General features: G+C 62.5%; 16 protein-coding genes and 1 tRNA gene. 11 read left to right on the top strand and 6 right to left on the bottom strand.

Translation table 11 applies throughout. From position 1 onward, the window contains the following. Window positions 1-140 precede the first annotated feature (140 nt). Entirely contained in the window at window positions 141-719 is a 579-nt protein-coding gene (locus tag MOD31_RS09095) for a hypothetical protein (protein WP_223941352.1), read from the top strand. On the opposite strand, the gene MOD31_RS09090 is transcribed toward MOD31_RS09095, so the two are convergent. The 3 genes from MOD31_RS09090 to MOD31_RS09080 form a co-directional block, all read right to left on the bottom strand. After that, a complete protein-coding gene (locus MOD31_RS09090; protein ID WP_142937267.1) occupies window positions 691-2,202 on the bottom strand; it encodes an APC family permease in 1,512 nt (503 codons plus the stop codon). The two genes, MOD31_RS09095 and MOD31_RS09090, sit on opposite strands and share 29 nt — an antisense overlap. 23 nt (window positions 2,203-2,225) lie before the next feature. Beyond that, window positions 2,226-3,116 carry a universal stress protein gene (locus MOD31_RS09085; protein WP_250820391.1) on the bottom strand — a complete coding sequence of 297 codons (891 nt, stop codon included), beginning with the start codon at window positions 3,114-3,116 and terminating at the stop codon, window positions 2,226-2,228. 90 nt (window positions 3,117-3,206) lie between these two features. Continuing rightward, entirely contained in the window at window positions 3,207-4,631 is a 1,425-nt protein-coding gene (locus tag MOD31_RS09080) for an NAD(P)/FAD-dependent oxidoreductase (protein WP_284705337.1), read from the bottom strand. Between the two features lie 55 nt (window positions 4,632-4,686). Between MOD31_RS09080 and MOD31_RS09075 the strand changes: the two genes are divergently transcribed. Beyond that, window positions 4,687-5,394 carry a TetR/AcrR family transcriptional regulator gene (locus MOD31_RS09075; RefSeq protein ID WP_142937270.1) on the top strand — a complete coding sequence of 236 codons (708 nt, stop codon included), beginning with the start codon at window positions 4,687-4,689 and terminating at the stop codon, window positions 5,392-5,394. A gap of 24 nt (window positions 5,395-5,418) precedes the next feature. Here the strand turns inward: MOD31_RS09075 and MOD31_RS09070 are convergent, their stop codons facing one another. Continuing rightward, window positions 5,419-6,243 carry a hypothetical protein gene (locus MOD31_RS09070; RefSeq protein WP_250820390.1) on the bottom strand — a complete coding sequence of 275 codons (825 nt, stop codon included), beginning with the start codon at window positions 6,241-6,243 and terminating at the stop codon, window positions 5,419-5,421. Beyond that, window positions 6,240-6,848: an RNA polymerase sigma factor gene (locus MOD31_RS09065; protein ID WP_250820389.1), complete on the bottom strand. Its 609-nt coding sequence runs from the start codon at window positions 6,846-6,848 to the stop codon at window positions 6,240-6,242. The genes MOD31_RS09070 and MOD31_RS09065 overlap by 4 nt, the downstream gene beginning before the upstream one ends. 166 nt (window positions 6,849-7,014) lie before the next feature. Here MOD31_RS09065 and MOD31_RS09060 point away from each other — a divergent pair, with 166 nt between their 5' ends. Continuing rightward, window positions 7,015-8,142, top strand: a complete 1,128-nt coding sequence (locus tag MOD31_RS09060; protein WP_250820388.1) for a mandelate racemase/muconate lactonizing enzyme family protein — start codon at window positions 7,015-7,017, stop codon at window positions 8,140-8,142. A gap of 10 nt (window positions 8,143-8,152) precedes the next feature. Then, window positions 8,153-8,851: a FadR/GntR family transcriptional regulator gene (locus tag MOD31_RS09055; protein WP_250820387.1), complete on the top strand. Its 699-nt coding sequence runs from the start codon at window positions 8,153-8,155 to the stop codon at window positions 8,849-8,851. 129 nt (window positions 8,852-8,980) lie between these two features. On the opposite strand, the gene MOD31_RS09050 is transcribed toward MOD31_RS09055, so the two are convergent. After that, window positions 8,981-9,063: transfer RNA gene (locus MOD31_RS09050), tRNA-Leu, on the bottom strand. 375 nt (window positions 9,064-9,438) lie between these two features. Here MOD31_RS09050 and MOD31_RS09045 point away from each other — a divergent pair. From MOD31_RS09045 to pknB, 7 genes are read left to right on the top strand one after another with little or no spacing between them, the layout of a single operon-like run. Next, the gene (locus MOD31_RS09045; protein ID WP_142937274.1) at window positions 9,439-10,188 is read left to right on the top strand and encodes a DUF3662 and FHA domain-containing protein; all 750 of its coding nucleotides are present in this window, start codon (window positions 9,439-9,441) and stop codon (window positions 10,186-10,188) included. A gap of 5 nt (window positions 10,189-10,193) precedes the next feature. Beyond that, window positions 10,194-10,673 carry an FHA domain-containing protein gene (locus MOD31_RS09040; RefSeq protein WP_024818875.1) on the top strand — a complete coding sequence of 160 codons (480 nt, stop codon included), beginning with the start codon at window positions 10,194-10,196 and terminating at the stop codon, window positions 10,671-10,673. A gap of 3 nt (window positions 10,674-10,676) precedes the next feature. Continuing rightward, window positions 10,677-12,392: a PP2C family serine/threonine-protein phosphatase gene (locus tag MOD31_RS09035; RefSeq protein ID WP_223941338.1), complete on the top strand. Its 1,716-nt coding sequence runs from the start codon at window positions 10,677-10,679 to the stop codon at window positions 12,390-12,392. Continuing rightward, window positions 12,389-13,816 (top strand): FtsW/RodA/SpoVE family cell cycle protein, encoded by a 1,428-nt coding sequence (locus MOD31_RS09030; RefSeq protein ID WP_250820386.1) that lies wholly within the window; start codon window positions 12,389-12,391, stop codon window positions 13,814-13,816. The genes MOD31_RS09035 and MOD31_RS09030 overlap by 4 nt, the downstream gene beginning before the upstream one ends. Continuing rightward, complete coding sequence (locus MOD31_RS09025) at window positions 13,813-15,270, top strand: penicillin-binding transpeptidase domain-containing protein (protein WP_142937277.1); 1,458 nt, start codon at window positions 13,813-13,815, stop codon at window positions 15,268-15,270. Before MOD31_RS09030 ends, MOD31_RS09025 begins: the two co-directional genes overlap by 4 nt. After that, complete coding sequence (locus MOD31_RS09020) at window positions 15,267-17,108, top strand: protein kinase (RefSeq protein ID WP_142937278.1); 1,842 nt, start codon at window positions 15,267-15,269, stop codon at window positions 17,106-17,108. Before MOD31_RS09025 ends, MOD31_RS09020 begins: the two co-directional genes overlap by 4 nt. Before the next feature lie 10 nt (window positions 17,109-17,118). Next, window positions 17,119-19,026, top strand: coding sequence for a Stk1 family PASTA domain-containing Ser/Thr kinase (pknB, locus tag MOD31_RS09015; protein ID WP_142937279.1), 1,908 nt, complete (start codon window positions 17,119-17,121; stop codon window positions 19,024-19,026). Window positions 19,027-19,032: the final 6 nt, after the last annotated feature.

The raw sequence follows: 19,032 nt of genomic DNA, 5'->3' as shown, positions 1-19,032 counted from the left end.
CAGTCCCGGGCAGGAATCACCCTGATCCGGACAATTCACCTGCGTTTGCGGTGGTGAATTGTCCGATGGAGGGTGTCGCGCGGATCCAGCCACTGGCGCATACTGAATGCAAAGCAGCGAATTCGCCTGGAGGTGGTCCGATGCCCGCCATGATGCTCCTGTGGGGTGCAGCTCTGGTTCTCGCAACCGCAGCAACCACGTACGTCCTGCACAGGAAACTCAGCTATGGGCGTGGGCAGGAACCGGACGGCGTCTTTTGGGACGTGTTCGGCGGCCTCGTGGTCGTTACGCCCGCCATCCTTGTCCCGGCTGTGCATTGGCCACCGGCCGGGCTGATCATGATGTTCGTCGGCATCGCCACCGCGGCAGCCACCCTGGCGAGCATCCGCAAAGTCGAACGCCTCCACGCAGCCGAGCCCCGGCGTCGTACCGGTTTTGCCGATGACGCCGCCCGCCACGAGAACCTCCTTGAACAGTGGAGCCGCTACGAGCTTGATCCCGCCAGGACCATCGATTTCCCCGCCATGACCGATGTGCGGTCAGCGGAGACGGCGGCGCTGACGCGGGCCATGCGGGAGGCCGAGTTCTGCAAGGTGACGGCTGGGACGGATTACCGGGCCGCCGTCGAGCGTCTTGCGGGGGCCCTTGAAGCAGCCGAGCGAGCTGCGGGCGTGCCAGCCTCATCACTGGCTACGCCCGGGTCAACACCTTGCCCTTGAAGAACTCAGGCCGCACCTTGTACATCACCAGCATGATCACCACGCCGAGCAGGATGACGCCCATTCCCAGGACGAACACCAGTCCGACACCGCCCACCGAGGAGCCCGAGCCGTACTCCGGATCCATGGAATCCATGGCTGTTTTGACGAACATGACCAGCAGGATCACGCCGCCCAGCAAGGGTGCCAGGAACTTGAAGAAGAACGCCCGGACGCTGCTGAACGCCGATGCCCGGAAGAACCAGACACAGGCCAGCGCGGTAATGCCGTAGTAGAAGCAGATCATCATGCCCAGTGCGGTGATGGTGTCCCACAGCGCGTTCTCGGACACCGTCCTTGTGATGACGTAGAAGCCTGCGGCAGCGATGGCAGCTGCAATGGTGGCGAAGCTGGGCGACTTGAAAGTGGGACTAATGCTGCCAAAGCGAGGTGAGATAGCACGGTAGTGGCCCATGGCCAGCATGGTCCGTGCGGGCGACACGAACGTCGACTGCAAGGACGCGGCGGAGCTGCTCAGGATCGCCAAAGACATGAGGATCGCGAACGGACCCATCACCGGGCCGGCAAGGACGGCGAAGATACTGGACTGGTTCTCCGGGTTACCGGCCCCCAAACCGGTCTCGCCAACGCCAGCAAAGGACAGGGTAGCCAGTGCAACGGTCATGTAGATGACCACGATCACCAGCACTGTGATGGTGGCTGCGCGGCCGGGTGTCTTCTCCGGGTTCTTGGTTTCCTCGTTCATGGTGAGGGTGACGTCCCAGCCCCAGTAAATGAAGATCGAGAGGGACACACCCGCCGCGAATTGCGAGAACGAGTCCACAGCGAACGGGTTGAACCAGTCCGGCGAAATGGCGGTGGCGTCAAAGGCCGTGCCGTTGGCCACATGGGCGAACGCCGAGACCGCAAACCAGCCCAGGACCAGCAATTGGAAGGCCACCAGCACGTACTGCACGCCCTTGGTGGTCTCCATGCCGCGGTAGGAAATCCAGCAAGCCAAGGCGATAAACACGAGCGTGGTGGCGATGTTCAACGGCAGGATCTTGCTCAGCTCACCCAATGCCGGATTACTGAAGATCTGCCCGAGCATGAGGTAGAAGAAGTCCACCGCCACCGCAGCCAGATTGGACAGCACGATGATCGTGGCCGCGATCAGCCCCCAGCCACCCATCCAACCGATCCACGGACCAAAGGCGCGCGTCGCCCACGTGAAGGAGGTACCGGCGTCGGGCATTGCGTTGTTCAGTTCGCGGTAGCCGAGCGCCACCAGCAGCATGGGGATGAAGCCCACCAGGAAGATGGCGGGCAGGTGCACGCCAACCTCAGACACTGTGGGGCCCAGGGCCGCGGTGAGCGTGTAGGCGGGCGCGATGCAGGAAACACCGATCACGACGGCGCCGATCAAGCCCACCGATCCGGCCTTCAGTCCCTTTTCACTCAGGGATGATTCCTTCGACTGGACCGTCTTTGGTGCAGTTGACATGGGTTCTGCCTCTCAGGCGATTGCTAGGCGCTGTGGCGCGTGTAGTCGCGGGGGACCACAATCATGGGAACGGGGAGGGCACGCAGGATCCGGTTTGCGGTGCTGCCCAGGAAAGTGGCCCGATGCTGGGCCAGGCGACTGGAACCGATCAGCAGGATTTCGCCGTCTTCCCAGTCGAGTCGGTCAACGGCTTCTTCGATGGTGCGGCCCTGCGCCACCACGATCTCCGGCTCACCTTGAAGGGAACCGGCGGCGTCCGCAGAACCGCCCGCGTCCGCAGAACCCCCGACGGCGGCAAGCCGGTCGGCGGCATGCACCCAGGCGGCGTCGGCCAACCCAGGCGAGTTACCGCCGTCGAGCGCCAACAAGGAGACGAGCCGCAGCGGAAGGCCGCGATCGCGCGCAGATTCAACGGCGACGTCGAGAAGTTCATCAGCGCCCGGGCGCGTCCCGAAACCGCAGCTCAAGCGCGTTATCGGATCCGTACGCTGATACCCTTGCGGCGCCAAAGCCACCGGAACCGGCGATGAGTGGAGCAGTGAACTCGCCACGGAACCGATCGTGAACCGCTTGAGCAGCCCGCCGTTGCTGGCGCCTATGACCAAGGCCGCGGCGTCGAATTCCACTGCGGCCTCGATCAGCGTGCGGGCCTCGGAATCGCCGCGGCGGATGTGCGCGCGTGCGGTGACATCCGCCGGGATCAACGCCAGGCCCTCGTCCAGCCAGCGCTGCGCTTGGTCGGTGAGGATGTCGTTGTAGCCGGCCTCGGGCGGATAGACGGCATTGAAAGGGGAATCCTCGGGGATCACCAGGACCAGATCCAGGCTCACATCGTGGTTCCTGGCCAGCGCGACGGCGAGGTGAACGGCATCGCGCCCCCTCGCATTGGCGGTGTAACCCACTACGTAGCGCATGGTGGTCCTTTCTGGAGTACCGCTTAAAAGGTGGTGCCGGCAGGCCGGGAATGACGCTCCCCCGGCCTGCCGCTTAGTTCTTTTCTGCCGCTAGACGGCTACCGTTGCCAGCTTGTTGGCTTCAACAATGCGTGCGGCAGTTGCTTGGCCCATGCGGACCGCACCATCCACGTGCTGGTAGCCCTCGGCTGCGAGGTCGGACGAGGACCAGTAGATCGGCCCGACGTTCGCGTGCTGGTCCTTGCCGTAGCGGTGCAGGCCGCCGAGGTCGTAGCTGGACGCGTAGGCACCGCGGGTCCACTCTTCGGAGCCCCAGTCGGATTCGTAGTAGACCTCGGGCGTGAGGGCCTTATCGCCCAGGAAGCCGGCGATCGATTCCAGGATGGCCTTCTTGCGGTCTTCGGCGCTGAGCTCGAACACGGCGTCGGCCTTTTCGTCGGATACGAAGCCCACCAAAGTGCCGCGGGAATCGCCGTGGTTGGTGTTGTCGTAAACCTCCTGGACCAGTGCGCCTGCGCTGAAGCCCGTGCCGGAAAGTCCTTCTTCGCGCCAGAACGGGGTCTCGTAAACAGCGTGGACCTTAATCACCAGGCCCAGCGACTGGTGCTGGTGCATCTGGTGCTGGCGACGCGGCAGCGGCGGCTCGAAGGAAACGCGGGAGTACAGGTTGGGCGGCACCGCCATGATCACGAAGCGGGCGTTGACGGTTGCCTCATCCGAAACAACGGTCACGGCGTTCTCTGACCAGTTGATGGTGCGGACCGGGCTGTTGAGTACGACGTCGTCACCCAGTTCTGCTGCCTGCAGCAGCGAAACCTGCTGCATACCGCCGATGACGCGCTTGTCCAGGATGAAGTCTTCGTCGGTCAGGTGGCTAAAGGAACCGGCCGAGGCCGCCATCAGGACTGCCTGGAGTGCGGAGAAGGCGTGGGCGGGCTTGGTGAGCATGCCACCGGCGATGAAGAGGCCAATGTTGCTGCAGGCTTCCTCGTCGCTGGAGTTCTGGCGGAGCCAGTGGTGGAAGGAGATGGTGTCCAGCTCGCGTGCCTTGGGGTGGGCCCAGGGTTCGGTGGGGCCGATCTCCGCAGCGAGCTCATCCAGGATGGCTACCAGCTTGTCCATCTCGGCCTTGGTGGTTTCGTTTACCGGGAAAGTGTCACCGGTGTACTGGGTGCGCTTGCCGTCTGCACCGATATAGACGGACTCGCCTTCGCGGTAGCGCGAGTACATTTTGAGTCCGAGCTCGTCCAGCAGTTCCATGAGGGCTGTCTGGTCCGGGGAAACCCACTGGCCGCCGATCTCCAGCATGGCGCCGTCGATGGTATCCGTCCAAGTGCGGCCACCCACGCGGTCGCGTGCTTCGAGCACCGCAACGCTGAGTCCGGCCTTCTTCAATTCGCGTGCTGCCGTCAACCCTGACGGTCCGGCGCCGACGATCACAACGTCGCGTTCAAGATTCTGCATGATGTCCTCTCCGTGGCCGTCCGTGGTGGCTGACCAATAAATGAATGGCATTCATTTAAAACCATAATAGCGCTGGAGTCCGTCCCTGTGAAGACCCAGTGGAATAATGCTGGGGACACAGGCAGCAGAAAGGCTCCCGATGCCCGAACCCACCCCCGCTTCTTCCGCCCGACCTGCTCGCCGGCGCGCCGGCAGGCCGACCGCGGCTGTCTTGGACCAGGACGGGATCACGACGGCGGCACTGGTGTTAATCAGCAGCAAGGGTTACGACGGACTCACCATGGCCGCCCTGGCACGCTCCCTGGGCGTCGCGCCTTCCGCCCTTTACAACCATGTGGCCTCCAAAGATGACGTGCTCATTCTGCTCATGGACCATTTGGCCGCAATGGTGGACGTTTCCGCATTCGGCACCGAACCGTGGGATGAAGCCGTACGCCGCTGGGCCTGGTCCTATAGGGACGTTTTCTCCGCGCACACCCCCCTGATTCCGATCATTGCCGTACTGCCCGTGGCCAATGCCCCCAAAACGCTCGCCATGTACGAGTCAGTGACCGCCGGTTTCCGCGATGCCGGGTTCCCGGAGGACCGCATTATTTCCGCAATCGTGGCCCTGGAAGCCTTCGTGTTTGGCGCCGCTTACGACGTCACGGCCCCGGATGACATCTTCGACGCCGGCAGCCTCGCCCAGCAGGTCCCCAACTTCACGGCCGCTGTGGACAGGTTGTCCCTGGCAGGCCAGGAGCGGCCAACCGACGCAGCTTTCGTCCTGGGACTTGAAGCCCTGATTGCGGGTTTCGGGGCGCTACGGGCTTAAGTTCCCTCGTTCCTAAGGTGCGCTTCAGAGGCTGAGGTAGCGGATTTCCCTGGTGTTGTCGCTGTAAGTCACCTCGACAGGTACTTTTTCCTCTGACGAGTTTGTCAGCTCCCCTCCCGGAAGCCAGAAGGCGAACTGGCCCTTCGATACTGTGGCCGTAATCTTCTCGCCTGCCGTGCTGATGTAGGTCATGGAGGCCACGTCCGGGCCAACTTGCCCTGAAGCCATCGAGAGCGGATTGTCACTGATGACGCCGGTACCGAGTTGGCTGGTTCTGATATCCCTGCCGGTGGGCTTCTTGCCATCTCCCGGCTTTCCTACTGAGCCAAAGGAACCCCTTTTGAACCATGGGGCCGAGGAATCGGTGGTGCAGTTAGCTTCGAAGCCGTCAGTGCTGCTGAGGACAACCGTGGTCCAGGCTCCCCGCTTTTCTGCAATTGCCACGTCAGCTACTGCCACGTCATTGACGTACATGCCATCACCAATCCTTGTGCTGGACCGGGCGCAGTCGGAAACCGCACTATCGCGCTCGGCACCTATCAGCGCACCCGGCGCGGCGGTCCACGTTGCAAAGGCCGGGTCGCCTCCCGAGAGAGCCGGCCCCATCAGGAATCCAACTGTGGTTGCGAAAGCAACTCCACCCAAAGCAAGGGCGCGACGACGACGACGGCTTGGAATCGACGTCGACGTTTGGTGTTCTGCAGGTTCGGCGCCCCTGGCGGCTGGAGTTGGGTGGGACCGAAGAATCAGTTCCAGATCTTTCTGCGAACGTCGCGGGTCAGTAGGTTTGTTCTGCTCGGCGGCGTCCATGGACCGCAGAAGTGTGTCGATGTTCCGGCTGTTTTTCATGGTGTGGTGGCCTTTTCGGAAGATGTGGCTGGCGCCGGCGACTCTTGGCGCGGGATGTGATCAAGGAGTAGCCGCAGGGCTCGCCTTGCGCGGGTGAGGCGGAGCCGGAACGCAACGGGAGAAATGCCCAATACCCGCGCTGCCTGGGGTGCGGCCAGGTTCTCGAAGATCGCCAGCCCGAGGGCCTCTTGATGGATCGCGGAGAGCAGCTCCCAGGCTCTGCCTAGATCAACGCGGCTGCTGACCAGATCAGCGTGGGAATCGGCGTTGGATACAGAGGTCGCGTCGGCGAGGCGGACGCCCAGCGCGTGTCGACGCTGCTCTCCACGGCGGGCGTTGAGCATGAGGTTTCGAGTGATGCCAAAGATCCATGCCCGCGCATCGTCCTCGTGCTGAGGCGTTTCAGAAAAGCGCCGCCAGACGATGAGAAATGCCTCAGCCACTACGTCCTCGGCATGTGCCGCGTCTGTGCGGCGCTGAACGAACTTGAGCAGGTCAGCATAGGCGGATTGATACAGCGCCCGAAAGGCTTCTTCCTGGTCGGGGGCTCTCGATAGGTAGCTCATACCCAGTACCTGTTCGCCACGTACCTCAGTGTGTTGCATTCGCGCGATAAATTCTTGGAACTCAGGGGAGGGTGTCCCCCCAAGCCGGGTGCCGCCGTCGTGCGTTCCCGTGTGACGTCGCTTGGGCAAACCTAACCCTTGTAGTACAAGTACAAAACTTGTATCCTAAGTGACAGGCAAGGACGCCGCATTTACTAGGAGAACCATGAGCACCGTAGATCTGATTCGCCACATCAAGCTGTCCACGGCACGTTTACCCCTCACCGTACCCATCAGCGATGCCAAGGTCTTCACCGGCAGGCAAAAGCCCATGACCGAAGTGGTCTTCCTGTTTGCCGAGATCGCCACGGAACAAGGCCACCGCGGCCTGGGATTCAGCTACTCCAAACGCGCCGGCGGCCCTGCGCAGTATGCGCACGCCAAGGAAGTGGCAGAAGGGATCATCGGCGAGGACCCTAACGACATCGGCAAGATCTACACCAAGCTCCTCTGGGCCGGCGCCTCCGTGGGCCGTTCGGGTGTGGCTACGCAGGCCCTGGCGGCCATCGACATCGCGCTCTACGACCTCAAAGCCAAGCGCGCCGGACTCCCCCTCGCCAAGCTCCTAGGCTCCTACCGCGACTCCGTGCAGACCTACAACACCTCCGGCGGGTTCCTCAACGCCACGCTGGACGAGGTCAAGGAACGCGCCACGCAATCCATCAACGATGGCATCGGCGGCATCAAGATCAAGGTTGGCCTGCCCGACTCCAAGGAGGACCTGCGCCGAGTTGCCGGAGTCCGCGAACACATCGGCTGGGACGTCCCGCTCATGGTGGACGCCAACCAGCAATGGGACCGGGCCACCGCGCTGCGTATGGGCCGCCAGCTGGAGGAATTCAACCTCATATGGATCGAAGAACCGCTGGATGCCTACGACTTCGAAGGCCACGCGCACCTGGCCCGGGTTCTGGACACCCCCATCGCCACGGGTGAAATGCTCGCGTCCGTCGCAGAACACAAGGGCCTCATCAACGCGAACAGCTGCGACATCATTCAACCCGACGCACCACGCGTCGGCGGCATCACCCAATTCCTGAGGCTCGCAGCGTTGGCGGATGAACGCGGGCTGGGCCTGGCACCCCACTTCGCCATGGAAATCCACCTTCACCTGGCCGCCGCGTACCCCCGCGAGCCGTGGGTGGAGCACTTCGACTGGTTGGACCCGCTGTTCGAGGAGCGCCTCGAAACCAAGAACGGCCGCATGATCGTTCCGGACCGGCCGGGGCTTGGTGTCACCCTCAGTGAGCAGGCCCGCGCCTGGACCACCGAATCAGTAGAGTTCGGCGCGTAATCTTGAACCCATGAGCCGAAACCTGACCGCGGATCTCGCCGCCGATCTTCGCAACCGCATTGTGGACGGCGTCATCCAGCCAGGTGAGAAGCTCCCCAGCGAAAACACGCTCATTAGTGAGTTCGGGGTGAGTCGGACCGTGGTTCGCTCTGCCCTGACGCACTTGCAGGCGGAGGGACTGGTGGAAACCGAACGCGGGCGGGGCAGCTTCGCGCTGACCCCGCCGGCGGACGGCCCGTCTCCGGCGCCCGGATCACGGGCTGTTTCCAGCATGGAAGATCGGCTGCAGATGCTGGATTTCCGCGTTGGCGTGGAAACAGAAGCTGCCGCTTTGGCCGCGCGGAACCACACGGAGCGCCAGCTCAAGGCGATGCACGGAGCTTTGGAACAGTTCATCGCCAGCTCCGGCCACCCGGCACACTCCATGAAAGCCGATTTCGAGTTCCACCGGGCAATTGCCGCCGCCACGGGCAACCCCTTTTATACGGACTGCATCTCCGCCCTGGGCCAAACCATGATCACCATGCCACGCCCGCGCCTCGTCGCCAGCGACCACCAGGACTCACCCGAGCGTTTCGCCCAGGTCGTCCACGAGCACTCCTCTATATATGCGGCCATCGCGGAGGGCGACCAAGTGGCTGCCGCAGCCGCCATGCGCTTGCACCTGAGCAACTCACGACGCCGGTTCGCGGCTTCCGCGCGCGCCTAACCTCCCGCACACCCAACTAAGTAGCACTTAAGCGCGTTTAGCGGGCTCAAACCGCGCACTGCTGCGACTCAGTTGGGTGCGGGAAAACAAAAGAGCCCCGGTCCTAAGACCGGGGCTCTTTCAATTGCGTGCGCGAGGGGGGATTTGAACCCCCACACCCTTTCGGATACTGGCACCTGAAGCCAGCGCGTCTGCCGTTCCGCCACTCGCGCGCAACTTCTTTTTCCGGACTTCCGCAGGTTTCCCGGCTTCGTTTCCTTCAAAAGCAGCGAGATCAAGCATAACGGACAGTCGCCGCAAAACACCAATCGAAAGGTAGGAGGCGTCCCCGAAGAGGCCAGGAGTCCCCCAACAATGACTTAACCAGGTGAGAATTTCAGCCCTCCCCTCCCGCGCTACCATGGGCCGGAAACGAACTTTTCCGGGTCGCAAGGCGTTGTGGATTAAGGCCATTCCCAGTCAGTCCCAGTAGTATCGGGAAGTGGAAGGGCCGTCAGGCGCGTACTTCGCTGTGTGTGCGGACGGATCAATGGACGGACTATCGGACCAGGCACAACGGGTGCCGCGGCAAGGAAAGGAGAAGGACCATGGGTTTGCTGGATAAAGTCGAGCGCGGCATTGAAAAGGCTGTCCGCAACGTCTTCTCCACGGGGTCGCGGGCACGTGTTGAGCCAGTGGAGATTGCAAGCAAGCTGAGGCGCGAGTTGGACAATAAGTCCATCACCATCGCTGCCGGGCGGACGCTGGCTCCAAATGTCTTTGATGTCCTGTTGAGTGACGAGGACTTTGCCCGGGCCCAGGAATGGGGAACACCATTGGCCGAGGAATTGTGCGACGTCGTCATCCAGCACGTCCGTAGCCAGGGCTACACGCTCCAAGGCGCCGTGCGCATTTCGTTCCGACGCAACGACGAGGAACGTGCCGGTCACTTCGAGATCGCTTCGCGAACAGAGAAGCAGTCAAACGACGGATCAGCACCGGCGCCGTCCCCCAGGGCCAACGTCCCCGCCGCTCCGGTGCGGCAGCCCACGCGCATGCAGCCTGTACTGGACATCGGCGGTCAGCGGTATTCGCTCAACGCCCTGTCCGTGGTGCTTGGCCGCTCCTCCGAAGCCGACATTCTGGTGGATGACACAGGTGTTTCACGGAAGCACCTTGAGGTCCGCACGGAAAATGGCACCACGTGGGCCGTTGATCTCGGCTCCACCAACGGCAGCTACGTTAATGGACATAAAGTGAACGGCAGCGTGGAGCTTACAGACGGCTCAACCATCACGATGGGACGTACCAAGATCATTTTCCGCCTCCTCCCCCAAACCCCGGGTGGTCACGCGTGAACGACATCAGCGAACTGACCATCACAGCGCTTCGCTTCGGATTCCTCCTCCTACTCTGGGTCCTGATTTTCAGCATCGTCACCACCATGCGCCGCGACTTCCAGATTGGCCGCAAGGCTGTCACGGGCGTTCCCACCGCACGGGAAGTCCGCAAGCATCCTGAACTCGCGGCTTCGCCGCCGCCGGCAATCCAGCATGCGCGAACACTTGTAGTTACTGAGGGTCCCCTCAAGGGCACCACGGTCCCCCTGGCGGCCAGCCCCATTCTGCTGGGCCGCGCGCAGGAAGCCACGCTTGTCCTGGAGGACGACTACGCTTCCGGCCGGCATGCACGCCTGTTCCCGCAGGGTAGCCGCTGGTTCATCGAGGACCTGGGATCCACCAACGGCACCTACCTGGCCGATCAGCAGCTCACCCGCGCATTGCCTGTTGAGCTTGGCGTCCCCGTGAGAATCGGCAAGACGGTCATTGAATTGAGGCCGTAGTCCATGGCCTCCCCCGAGACCCCCAAAGGCCAGGAAAAGCCTGCGGAGCGCCCGCTCATCATGCGCTACGCCGCTCGTTCCGACGTCGGACGGATCCGCTCCAAGAATGACGACTCCGCATATGTGGGTCGCCATCTTGCCGTGGTGGCCGACGGCATGGGCGGTCACGCCGGCGGCGATGTCGCTTCCGCTTCAACGGTTCTGGACATGATCCACCTTGATCATGACGACTATCCGGAGGGTGCGGACACCGTCCTGGCCGACGAGATCCAGACCGCCAATTCCCTTCTTTCCGAGCTCGTGCACCAAAATCCCAAGCTTTCGGGGATGGGCACCACCGTGACAGCCCTGCTTTTGGAGGGCCGCAAGCTCCACTTCGCCCACATTGGCGATTCCCGCGCCTACAGGCTGCGCAACAAGAAGTTTGAACAGGTCAGCATTGACCACACGTTCGTGCAGCGGCTCATTGACGAGGGCCGGCTGCGCCCGGAGGAAGCCGAAACGCATCCGCACAAGAACGTCTTGATGCGAGTCCTCGGCGACGTCGATGCCAGCCCCGAGCTGGACCTGGATGTCCTGGATGTGGAACCTGGCGAACGCTGGCTGCTCTGCTCCGACGGACTCAATTACGTTGCCGGCCACGTGGTGGAGCGCATGGTCCGTGAGACCAAGGACCTACGCGAATGTGCTGAGATCCTTGTTGACCTGACCCTTGAAGCCGGCGCCCCGGACAACGTCACCGTGGTGATGTTGGAGATTGCGGAGGAGACCGACGACGACGTCAACACGGCCGCCGTCGACGTCGTTCCGGCAGCGGCGCTTGCCGCGGTTGACGAGCCTGACGCGGTGACGGCCACCAAGTCCGCCGATGATGTGGCTGCGGACAAAGCTGTAGAAGACAGCAAAACCGAGTCGAAGCCCAAAGCCGAGCAGCAGGCAGGCGCTGGATCGTCGTTTAGTGCGGGCAATCCTGACAACAAACAAGACGCGGCTGACGACACTTCAACCGGCGAGTCCACTGAACCTCCTGCCACCACCGACCCGCACCTCGGCGAGCATTTGTCGGCGGAAGTGCTGCGCGAGGAATTGGCCAGTAGGCCTCATGAGCTTGTTGGTGCAGCTGCAACCGCCGCCGAAACGGGCTCCATTCCCACGGTGGCCGGCCGCACTGTGGCACGGAGGGCAGCTACTGTCCTGACACACAAGGCTGAACAGGACCGCGTTGAGGTGGAAGAGCCGCCGCGACGCCGCGTGCGCTGGTTGATGCCTGCGGTTGCAGCGGTGGTTGTCCTGGGTGTGGTGGTGGGCCTCTGGCTTGGCTATGCCTGGACCCAAACGCGCTACTACGTGGGCGAATACGATCAGCGGGTCGCCATCTTCAACGGAATCTCTCAGCGGCTCGGCCCCATTCAACTTTCCCGGCTTGAAGCCGTAACCGATATCAGGGTGGATTCATTGCCGGAATACGGCCAACAGAGCGTACGCCAGACAGTACCGGCGGGCGACCTCGACGGTGCGCAGGACATCGTGGAGAACCTGCGGAACACCGGCAGCGCCTCTGCGAACTGCCCCAGCCCCGCGCCCACGGCCGCGGGCACCGCGTCGGGATCGGCAACCCCTACGCCAGCACCTACGGCCACTGTGCCCATTCCCAGCACGGCCGCCGTCGCCAGCCCCACTCCTTCGCCCGTCCCGACTCCCTGTGAGGCGGCCAAATGATGCAGACTGAGATAGCCCCCAAACCCCGCCGGAACGTTGAGCTGGTGCTCATCGTCCTGGCCCTTGCCGTGGGCATCGGCGCCAGTGCCTTGGTGAGTATCAACTCGGAAGTCGGACTCGATAGCGACTTCTGGTTCCAGTCCAGCCTTTTGGCCGTGGCTGCTTTCGCATTCCACGTCGTCCTCAGGCTGCGCGCGAAGTATGCAGACCCGGTAATACTTCCCATCGTGGTTGCGCTCAATGGCCTCGGCCTGGCGTTGATCCACCGGATGGACGGTCCCGGGGACGATACGGGCAACAACCAGCTCCGGTGGACCCTTATTGCCATGGCGGTCTCCATAACCGTGATCTGGTTCCTCAAAGACCACCGGATCCTGCGCCGGTTCACGTACATCTCCCTGGCGGTCAGTGCGTTCCTCCTGGTCCTTCCTTTGATCCCCGGCATCTCCGCGGGTGAAATCCTTGGCGCTCGGGTCTGGATCCGCGTTGGGCCCATGACGTTCCAGCCCGGTGAAATCGCCAAGATCACCCTGGCCATATTCTTCGCAGGGTATCTGTCCTCCAACCGGGACCTCATTCTGCTGGCGGGCCGGAAGATCGGCCCTATGCAGTTCCCCCGGTTCAAGGACCTTGGCCCCATGATCACCGCCTGGCTGGTGAGCATCGGCGTCCTCGTCTTCCAGCGCGACCTCGGATCTTCCATCCTCTTCTTCGGCCTGTTCATTGTGATGATTTACGTGGCCACCAGCCGTATCTCCTGGGTGGTCATCGGCCTGCTGCTGATTCTGGGCGGAGGCTTCATTGCTTCCCAGATCTTCTCCCACGTCGCTTTCCGCATCGATAGCTGGATCAATGCCTTCACACCGGAGGTCTTCGGCAGGTCACCCGGCGGTAGCGGCCAGATCGTGGAGGGCTTGTTCGGCATGGCCGACGGCGGCCTGGTGGGCACTGGTCTTGGCCAGGGCCGGCCGGATCTGGTCCCGTTCGCCAACAGCGACATGATTGTGGCCCTCATTGGTGAAGAGCTCGGCTTGATAGGCCTCTTCGCCGTGGTGATGCTGTACATGTTGCTCTTCACCCGCGGTTTCCGCGCAGCTTTGGGCACCCGGGACGCTTTTGGAAAGCTCCTCGCCTGCGGCTTGTCCTTTGCCATTGCCCTGCAATGCTTCGTAGTGATTGGCGGCGTCACCCGGCTCATCCCCTTGACCGGCCTCACCACTCCGTTCCTCGCAGCCGGCGGCTCTTCGCTTCTGGCCAACTGGATCATCGTTGGCCTGCTGCTCATGATCTCCAACACGGCCCGCGGCCCGGTGGACACCACCCCCATGGTTAACAAACCGCCCGCAAGCAGCACGCCGGACCCCCGCAAACCGGCTACAGGACAGACACCCAGCGCACCAACAGAGGCGGTGAAGCAACAATGAACCAGGCTATTCGCAGCAGCTGGATGGCTGCCGTCGCCATGTTCGCGTTGATCTTCGGCGCCATTAGCTACGTCCAGGTGATTGGTGCTGACGACCTCAACGCCAACCCCTGGAACCAGCGCGCTGTTTTGGCATCCTTCTGCAACGAGCGCGGCTCCATCATTGTGGGTGGAAAACCGGTGGTTGAGTCGGTTCCCGGAACGGAGTCCTGCGCCTTCCAGCGCCAGTACAACCAGCCACAGCTGTATGCCGGCATCACCGGATACTTCTCCAAATTCTTTGGTTCCACCGGCTTGGAACAGTCCATGGGGGAAACCTTGGCGGGCAACTCTGATCAGCTGTTCCTGGATCGCATGAGCCAGATGTTCCTCGGTAAAGAGCCAAAAGGAGCATCTGTGGAGTTGACCTTGGATCCTGCCCTGCAGCAGTTGGCCATGGATCTGATTCCTGAAGGCCAGCGGGGCTCCATTGTGGTCACCAACCCCAAGACCGGCGCCATTTTGGCCATGGCTTCCAAGCCGACCTATGATCCCAACCTGATTGCCACCCATGACCGGACCACAGCGGAAGCAAATTATGCACAGCTGAACCAGATTCCGGGTATCAACCTGAACCAGAACGTCAGCGGTCCTACAGGTAACCTGCTTTCGCCCGGCTCGGTCTTCAAGCTCATTGATACTGCTGCGGCACTGAATTCCGGTAAGTACAACAAGGACAGCGAACTCCCGAATCCCAGCAGCCTTCCCTTGCCCGGCAGCAGTGCCAGCCTGCCCAACTATGCCGGCGGCAACTGCAACGTCCGTGAGACAGCGTCCTTCGCCTTTGCCCTGGAGCAGTCGTGCAACACCCCGTTTGCGAGCATTGCACTTGACCTTGGCCAGGACGCCATCAGGGAACAGGCGCAGAAGTTCGGCTTCGGCCAGGATTTCGGTGACCAGCTCAAGCTGCAGCAAGCCATCAGCGTCTTCCCGGAGGACCTGGACCAGGCCCAGTTGGCACAGTCGTCTGTGGGTCAGCGCGATGTGAAGGCCACGCCGCTGCAGATCAACATGATGACGGCGGCCATTGCCAACGGTGGGGTGCAGATGAAGCCCAACCTGGTTGAGGCCATCCGTGCGCCTGATCTTCGGGTCATCAACGAACCCAAACCTGAAAAACTGCGGACCAGCACTACGCAGCCAATCGCCAGCCAGATCACTGAGTGGATGACCAGTGCCGTAGACAATGGCATTGCCAAGGGTGCAGCCGTTCCGGGCGTCAAGGTGGCCGGCAAGACAGGTACCGCCGAGCTCGGCGATTCAGGTTTGAATAACTCATGGTTTACCGGGTTCGCCCCGGCAAACGACCCGCAAGTAGCCGTCACCATTGTCATGGAGAGTGTGGACGTGCTAACCGGGGCCCAGCTAACCAGTCCGAACGCAAAGAAGATTTTTGAGGCGGTGTTGAATAAGTGAGGCCTACTTCAGGAATCACACTCGGCGGCAGGTTCCAGCTGACCAGTCGTATTGCGATTGGCGGCATGGGCGAGGTCTGGAAGGCCAAGGACCAGATCCTGGGCCGGATCGTTGCCATCAAGGTGCTTAAGGAGGAATACACGGGTGACCCCGGCTTCCTCCAGCGCTTCCGTGCCGAGGCACGACACACCGCGCTGCTCAACCACGTGGGCATCGCCAATGTCTTTGACTACGGCGAGGAAGCCGGTTCGGCCTACCTGGTCATGGAGCTTGTGCCCGGACACCCGCTGAGTGGCATCCTTGAGCGCGAACAGGTCCTGTCTCCGGACATGACGCTCTCCATCATTTCCCAGACAGCACGCGCCCTGGCAGTTGCGCACGCGCAGGGTCTGGTCCACCGTGACATCAAGCCGGGCAACCTGCTCATCACGCCGGACAACCGGGTCAAGGTCACCGACTTCGGCATTGCCCGATTGGCAGATCAGGTGCCGCTCACGCAGACCGGCCAGGTCATGGGCACCGCCCAGTATTTGGCTCCGGAACAGGCAACCGGACAGACGGCAACGGGATCCTCGGACATCTATTCGCTCGGTGTCATCGGCTATGAGTGCCTTACAGGCCACCGACCGTTCTCCGGTGAATCGCAGATTGCCATTGCCCTCGCCCAGGTAAACGACGCACCGCCGCCCCTCCCGGAGACGCTGCCCACGCCGGTGCGCGCCCTCCTGATGTCCATGCTGGCCAAGGATCCCAAGAACCGCCCGGCCAACGCCATCAAGCTGGCCGAAGCCGCTGAAGCCATCCGCAATGGTGACATCGCCACGGCGCACGCCGCCGTACCCGGCATGCTGTTGTTCGAATCCACTACCGGGCCCATCACGGCACCGGTGGACACCGCAACGGCACCCACCGGCGTCGTCACCTCGCCTTACGGCAAGGAGCAGTCGACGACGGCGACCTCCGCACTTCCGGTGCTGGGCGCCGGCGCTGCAGGAGCTGCTCTGGGAGCCGCGGCCGCATCTGACAACCCTCTGACGCGGGCGAACGCCTTGGAGGCAGAGCGTCAGCTCACCGACGACGAAGAAGTGGTCTACACCGACGACGAGAACTTCGATGACGCTGAGCCGGAGCGCAAGAAGCGCAGCCCGTGGACGTGGCCTCTGGTGGCCCTGATCCTTCTGGTCCTGTTTGCTTTGGTTGGTTTCCTGATCTCCCAGTCGGGATTCTTCTCGCCGAGCCCCGCGCCCAGCGAGTCCACCACCACCAGCACCAGCCGGAGCGCCAGCCCTACCTCTACGTCGGCCACCCCGACGCCGAGGCCCTCGGAGACCACTGAGGCACCCCAGCCCACGCAGTCGGTTCCCCAGAAAATCAACGTCATTCCTGAGCAGTACCAGGGCCAACCTTTCGAGACTGTGAGCGGTCAGCTTCGCGCTTTGGGTCTTGGAGTGAACGGTCAGGAAGTCTTCGACGACACCGCTCCCGTTGGAATCGTTATTAGCCTCAACCCCACCGGTCCTGTTGACCCGGGACAAACCATCACCGTGACCTACTCCAAGGGCCCGGAATTGGTGGCCGTACCTGCCATCGCGCCGGGAGTTGACGAAGCCCGGGTCCGGCAAGCCATTGAAGGAGCCGGACTGCAGTGGGTGGCGGGAGAACCCGTCAACGGTGCCATCGGCCAGCAGCCGGGAACGTTCGTGCGTTCCTCACCTGCGGCCGGCACCCAGGTGGCAGCGGGCTCAACGGTCACTTACTACCTGTCCAAGGCTCTGGTGCCCACCGAGCCTGAAACTCCCACTTCCACTCCCAGCGGCTCCGCCAGCCCCAGGAACTAAGTAAGCCGCCATGTCAACGCCACGTCCAGGTCCTGCGCACCGAGAGGAGAACACGCCCGTGTCTTCCCAGCGCATCCTCAATTCCCGCTATGAACTTGGCGAGTTGATCGGTCGTGGCGGCATGGCCGACGTTTACCGGGGAACAGACACACTGCTGGGACGCACCATCGCCGTCAAGGTGCTACGCGCCGACCTTGCCCGGGACCCCCAGTTCCAGGCCCGTTTCAAACGCGAGGCCCAGGCTGTCGCCGCGTTGAACCACCCGTCCATTGTGGCCATCTTCGATACCGGGGAATACTCGGTTCCTGGAGGCCCGGGGGAAGACGTGCGTGTCCCGTACATCGTCATGGAGTACGTGGCCGGACGCACGCTGCGCGACATGATCAAGGCCAACGAGCTTGGCGTTGAGGATTCCGTCGGTTTTACCCTGGGTGTCCTCGGCGCTCTCGAATACAGCCACCGCGCAGGCATCGTCCATCGCGACATCAAGCCTGCCAATGTGATGGTCTGTGCCGACACCGGCGATGTAAAAGTCATGGACTTTGGCATCGCGCGCGCCATGGCCGATTCTGCCGCCACAATGACCCAAACGCAGGCCGTGGTGGGCACCGCCCAGTACCTTTCGCCGGAGCAGGCCCGTGGTGAAACGGTGGATGCACGCAGTGACCTCTACTCTGCCGGTTGCCTGCTCTTCGAACTGCTGACCAGCAGGCCTCCGTTCATCGGCGATAGCCCAGTATCGGTGGCCTACCAGCACGTCCGTGAAATCCCGGACCTGCCCAGCGCCCATAATCCCGAAGTTTCCGAGGCACTGGATTCCGTCCTGGTAAAGGCGCTGCAGAAGAGCCGCACGGATCGGTTCCAGGACGCGGCAGCCTTCCGCCGCGCCCTGCGTGCGGCAAGCAATGGCATCCCCGTGCCCGCTGTGGCAGCCAGCGAGGCTCCCACGGACCCCAACGACCTCGTTGATCCTGAAGACCCGGCAACAGAGCTTTTGAGTGCCACGGCCGTGGGCTTCCTCGATGCCAACCAGTTCAAAGATGAGCCTCTTGATCCGCCCCAGGAAGAACCACTTCCCTTGGGTCTCCCTCCGGAACGTGAGCTGCCGGCGGCCCAGAAGTCCCGGCGTCGTGCCTGGGTTGCCACGTTGGTGATCTTCACAATCCTGGTACTGGCTGGCGGCGGTTTCTGGCTCTACAGCCTCATGAACATGCAGCCGCCGCCCCCCGCGAAAATAGCCGTGCCGGTGGTAACCAATATGTCTGAATCACAGGCCATCCAGGAACTGTACTCAGCCAAACTGAAGCCCAAATCAGTTCGCGAGCCCAGCGACACCGTGGCCAAGGACATGACCATTGGGACATCACCGATAGCCGGTGCCTTGTTGGAACAGGATGCTGAAGTCATCCTGAAGATATCCAATGGCCCCAGCTCAGTGATCATCCCGGCGGACATCGTGGGGCGCACTGAACCGGACGCACGCGAAGCTTTGCGGCGGCTCGGCATCACAGGCGAAGTAGTGACCGCCTTGACCCACAGCCCAACTGTCCCCGCGGGCGTAGTGCTCGGCACGGCTCCCGCACCGGGCGGCGCGATCGCCGTGGAAAGCAAAGTCGAGCTGCAGGTATCCACCGGCAAGGTCCTCATGCCGCAGCTGATCGCCTTGCCGTTGGCCGAAGCGGAAGCCGCGCTGAAGGCCAACGGGCTCAACATCGCAGTTGTGGAACAGGAAAACTCGCAGGTTGCAGCTGGGACAGTCACGGCTCAAAGCGATGCCTTCAACACCGAGGTGCCTCAGGGCAAGGTTGTCACTGTCACGGTGGCGAAGGCCCCGGCTCCACCACCCACACCTACTCCCACGCCGACTCCCACGGAGACTGAGAAGCCGACCCCGACGCCTAAGCCCACCAAAAAGTAAGGAACC

It is taken from the genome of Paenarthrobacter sp. TYUT067 (assembly GCF_023656375.1).
Lineage (GTDB): Bacteria > Actinomycetota > Actinomycetes > Actinomycetales > Micrococcaceae > Arthrobacter.
This window is presented reverse-complemented; position numbering and strand designations above follow the sequence as displayed.

What these genes read in the sequence shown, in the direction of transcription:
- MOD31_RS09045 (WP_142937274.1), top strand. Translation starts at nt 9,439, where the DNA reads ATGGGTTTGCTGGATAAAGTCGAGCGCGGCATTGAAAAGGCTGTCCGC.
- pknB (WP_142937279.1), top strand. Translation starts at nt 17,119, where the DNA reads ATGTCAACGCCACGTCCAGGTCCTGCGCACCGAGAGGAGAACACGCCC.
- MOD31_RS09055 (WP_250820387.1), top strand. Translation starts at nt 8,153, where the DNA reads ATGAGCCGAAACCTGACCGCGGATCTCGCCGCCGATCTTCGCAACCGC.
- MOD31_RS09085 (WP_250820391.1), bottom strand. Translation starts at nt 3,116, where the DNA reads ATGCGCTACGTAGTGGGTTACACCGCCAATGCGAGGGGGCGCGATGCC.
- MOD31_RS09065 (WP_250820389.1), bottom strand. Translation starts at nt 6,848, where the DNA reads ATGCAACACACTGAGGTACGTGGCGAACAGGTACTGGGTATGAGCTAC.
- MOD31_RS09035 (WP_223941338.1), top strand. Translation starts at nt 10,677, where the DNA reads ATGGCCTCCCCCGAGACCCCCAAAGGCCAGGAAAAGCCTGCGGAGCGC.
- MOD31_RS09025 (WP_142937277.1), top strand. Translation starts at nt 13,813, where the DNA reads ATGAACCAGGCTATTCGCAGCAGCTGGATGGCTGCCGTCGCCATGTTC.
- MOD31_RS09095 (WP_223941352.1), top strand. Translation starts at nt 141, where the DNA reads ATGCCCGCCATGATGCTCCTGTGGGGTGCAGCTCTGGTTCTCGCAACC.
- MOD31_RS09075 (WP_142937270.1), top strand. Translation starts at nt 4,687, where the DNA reads ATGCTGGGGACACAGGCAGCAGAAAGGCTCCCGATGCCCGAACCCACC.
- MOD31_RS09030 (WP_250820386.1), top strand. Translation starts at nt 12,389, where the DNA reads ATGATGCAGACTGAGATAGCCCCCAAACCCCGCCGGAACGTTGAGCTG.
- MOD31_RS09090 (WP_142937267.1), bottom strand. Translation starts at nt 2,202, where the DNA reads ATGTCAACTGCACCAAAGACGGTCCAGTCGAAGGAATCATCCCTGAGT.
- MOD31_RS09070 (WP_250820390.1), bottom strand. Translation starts at nt 6,243, where the DNA reads ATGAAAAACAGCCGGAACATCGACACACTTCTGCGGTCCATGGACGCC.
- MOD31_RS09080 (WP_284705337.1), bottom strand. Translation starts at nt 4,631, where the DNA reads ATGCCATTCATTTATTGGTCAGCCACCACGGACGGCCACGGAGAGGAC.
- MOD31_RS09060 (WP_250820388.1), top strand. Translation starts at nt 7,015, where the DNA reads ATGAGCACCGTAGATCTGATTCGCCACATCAAGCTGTCCACGGCACGT.